The organism is Nostoc sp. WHI, assembly GCF_015714725.1.
Classification (GTDB): domain Bacteria; phylum Cyanobacteriota; class Cyanobacteriia; order Cyanobacteriales; family Nostocaceae; genus Nostoc.
Genome location: NZ_WBKM01000262.1, coordinates 1 through 3,700 on the forward strand (window position 1 = coordinate 1; position 3,700 = coordinate 3,700).

The 3,700-nt window shown below is 44.7% G+C and carries 2 protein-coding genes; one reads left to right on the forward strand and one right to left on the reverse strand.

The genetic code is table 11. The annotated features are described in order from the left end of the window. Positions 1–1,625, forward strand: a 1,625-nt coding sequence (locus tag F8S12_RS26700) for an NAD(P)/FAD-dependent oxidoreductase (RefSeq protein WP_230968294.1), incomplete at its 5' end; no start/stop codon positions are given. A gap of 216 nt (positions 1,626–1,841) precedes the next feature. Here the strand turns inward: F8S12_RS26700 and F8S12_RS26705 are convergent. After that, positions 1,842–3,338, reverse strand: a complete 1,497-nt coding sequence (locus F8S12_RS26705; protein WP_196519314.1) for a hypothetical protein — start codon at positions 3,336–3,338, stop codon at positions 1,842–1,844. Positions 3,339–3,700 lie beyond the last annotated feature (362 nt).

Here is a 3,700-nt window from a genome sequence, read left to right on the forward strand (position 1 = left end):
GGGCAGAGGGGCAGGGGGAAATAACTAATGCTCAATTCCCCATGTCCAATGCCCAATGCCCCATGCCCCATGCCCAGTACGACATCATCTATATCGGTGGCGCATTAGGGGCGATTCATGCAGCACTGATGGCAAAACTGGGATATAAAGTTCTGCTGGTGGAACGAATGCCCTTTGGGCGGATGAATCGAGAATGGAATATTTCCCGCGATGAGATTCAAAGCTTGGTTAATCTGGGTTTAGTCACCGCCGATGAGTTAGAAACAATTATTGCCAGGGAATACAAAGATGGATTCAATAAGTTTTTTGATGCTAATAATCCAGCCAAATTGCGATCGCCTGTCCTTCACACACCCACAGTCCTAAATTTGGGCTTAGATTCCGAAAAATGGCTCCAAATGTGTGGGCAAAAACTCCAAGCGGCAGGCGGTGATATCTGGGATGAAACAGAGTTTATCCGTGCAGATATTGACATATCACAAGTTATTTTGAAAGTCAAGCACTTACCTAGTCAGACTGAGAAGCAAGTAAGTGGAAGACTGCTAATAGATGCAATGGGAACTGCCTCCCCCATCGCTTGGCAATTAAATGGTGGTCGTGCCTTTGATAGTGTGTGTCCGACAGTGGGAGCGGCAATTGAGAGCGGATTTGAGCCGGGAGTATGGGATTCGCAATATGGAGACGTTCTTTACAGTCATGGGGATATTTCGCGGGGAAGGCAGCTGATTTGGGAACTGTTTCCTGGAGCAGGTGATGAACTGACAATTTATTTATTTCATTACCACGAAGTCAATGCTGAAAATCCCGGTTCTTTGCTAGAGATGTACGAGGACTTTTTCACGATTTTGCCAGAGTATCGCAGGTGCGATATGGACAAATTGGTGTGGAAGAAGCCGACATTTGGGTATATACCGGGGCATTTTAGTGTGGGAAGTAGCGATCGCACAGTTGCCTTTGATCGATTGATTGCGATCGGTGATGCCGCATCACTCCAATCTCCCCTCGTTTTCACCGGTTTTGGTTCCCTAGTTCGCAACTTAGAGCGCTTGACAACGTTGTTGGATACTGCTCTCAAACATGACTTGTTGAGTTTCCGACACTTGAACCAAATTCGCGCCTACCAAAGCAACGTTTCAGTGACTTGGCTATTTTCCAAAGGCATGATGGTGCCCACAGGTAAATTTTTACCCCCGCAGCGAATTAACTCCATGCTCAACACCTTTTTTGGGTTGTTAGCAGACGAACCTTTAGAGGTGGCAGATAATTTCATCAAAGATCGGTGTGATTGGTTAACCTTTAACCGCCTAGCACTCAAAGCAGCTAGTAAAAATCCTGCCTTGCTTTTATGGATTTGGGAACTTGCTGGGCCAAGGGATTTGCTCAGATGGCTTGGTAGTTATTTCAACTTTGGTCGTCATGCCCTAGTTAGTGCTTTGCTAAGTCCGTGGTTTGAGCGCTTCTTGAGTCGGGTAGGTTTTTGGCTGGAACCCCGGAATCCGGGCTTATGGCTGTGGCTGTTGGCGATTAATTATGCGATCGCCACAGGCAAACCGCGATCGCGCACTCAGGTAGTAAAAGCCAGCCCAGAAGCCATAATTCCGAAAGAAGCAAGGATTCTTAATTAGTTATCGTAAATAAAAGGGTTTAAGACCCCAACCATTATACGTAGCGCGGAGGCGGAGCCACTCCGCCTCCGCTCAGTTTCAGTCGGGGTTTAAATCCCCGTCTGAAAATGTCTTTAATTACGAATTACGAATTACGAATTACGAATTATTTAATGGGCATTGGGCATTAATCACTTGACTCCCAACTCCTAATTCAGCACTCTTTACTCAGCACTCCTAACTCTTGGGGCGAAAATTCGGCAGTTCCACAGATGCCAGTGACTTACGCCCCTTGGGTGGACGCTGGGGATAAACCACTGGTGAAGGTGAATTGGCATCATTGGTATTATCATCTGATGACTGTGGAGATAAATCAGTTGCCGACAATTCCAACTGTGTCAATTGCGAAACTTCTAACCAGTAGTCTTCAGTTTCTTCAACAGGTGTCTCAGTATAAGGTGGAGTGGAGGAAATTGCAGAAGGATTAATTTCTGCTTTTAACTGCTCCTCCTCTGGATTTTCTAGTTCTTCATCGTCTTCTAGGATTGTTGCTAAAGTCTCCCAGATGGGGGCATCACCCAAATTACTATCCACATTTGTTTTCGCAGTAGGCGGTGGTGATGCAGATGCGGGCTGGGAGGTGAAAAACATTTGGATTAGACTATCTAATTGCTGATCTAAGTTTGATGAACCCAAAGGTGAAACAGCTTCCGGTGTATCTGGGGAATCATCAATTTCTGGAGATGGCACAGGCTCTGCTGGTGCTGGCGTTGGCGTGTCTTTCTTAACTGTCCAGTTCCAAGAAGATGATGGTGTCGGAGTGGGTTCATTTCTTTGGAATGGCACTGGTGCTGAGGGTTCGCCCCAAGAATTATCTAGATCATCAGTCAAAGATTCTGGTTCTGCTGACCAAGGTTGAATTGGCTGTACGTTATGAAACAAAGACCGAGCTTTTCTAGAAAATCTTCCTTGTCCGCTAGTTATATCTTTAGGATGTTTAGCAGTATCATCTAGGGAGTCATAGCCAGGAACCGATGTATCTAGACATTTTTCCAGAGCTGCTTTAAATTGCAAGGTCTGGCGTTGTTGTCGCATAAGTCTAGTACGTAACTCCCGACAAGCAGTTTCTGATTGCAATAGCTGCTCAGACTGTTCGTTATTGTTAGTGTGTAGCAACGTACACTCTCGCTCTAACTGGGCAAGGTGTTGTTGGCTAATTTGTAGTTGTGCTTTATAAGTATCAATAAAAATTTCCTGGCGTTGAACAGTTTGTACAGCAGTTTCTAATTGTTGAAATAAAGACTTTATCTGTTCTTGAGCCGCAGCCAATTCTTGAGTATGTTGATTGAGCATCGACTCACTAACGCTGGAACGCGTTTTCTGCCACTGCAAAACCTTTTCAGACTCAGCTAAGTTGTCCTTTAGCTGCTCTACTTCTTCATATAATTTATTGTTAGCCGCACGTAATTCTTCGTTCAATGCCAGCAAGTCCTGAAATTCCGAGTTAATAAATGCTTGTTTAACGCTTTCAGGCTCTGCAACCCAGTCCTGCTGGGTACTGTCTTTTGAATGTGTATCTTCAGCTGGCATGAGGAGTGGCAGTTTTCTAACTGTCATATTGTCATTAGGCACAACTGAGTAAAAGGGGCAACTCGCCTGCTCTGATTGTGGCGAATTAGCAGAATTTAGGGATTCTATTACAAGCCCCTTGTTTGAGGTGTCAGCTTCATTCATCACTCTTGACCCATCTGCTTAAAAATATTCAGCAGTGCTGGCATTAGCATTGCTTATCAACTGTGTCTAATCAGGGTTTGCTCTAGAAGCTAATTTTAACTCTCTCCAAGCACCAACAATTAATCATCAATTGGTGTTCCCTATTTTGGATCTAGACTGATGCCGTTATAACACTATGATCCTCTGCCTCGTCAAGAAGCTCCGGTGTACACACAAGTTGAATGCCTTTTGCTCTTCTCCTATTACCTTCCTTAATTCTTCCTTGCAAAGGCTACCGGATACACACAAATCTTTTAAACTTACTGCGTAACGTAGGGGAAATTAATTTTTGCACGTCGATGCAACTAAGGTGCACGTCGATG

What these genes read in the sequence shown, in the direction of transcription:
- F8S12_RS26705 (WP_196519314.1), bottom strand. Translation starts at nt 3,338, where the DNA reads ATGAATGAAGCTGACACCTCAAACAAGGGGCTTGTAATAGAATCCCTA.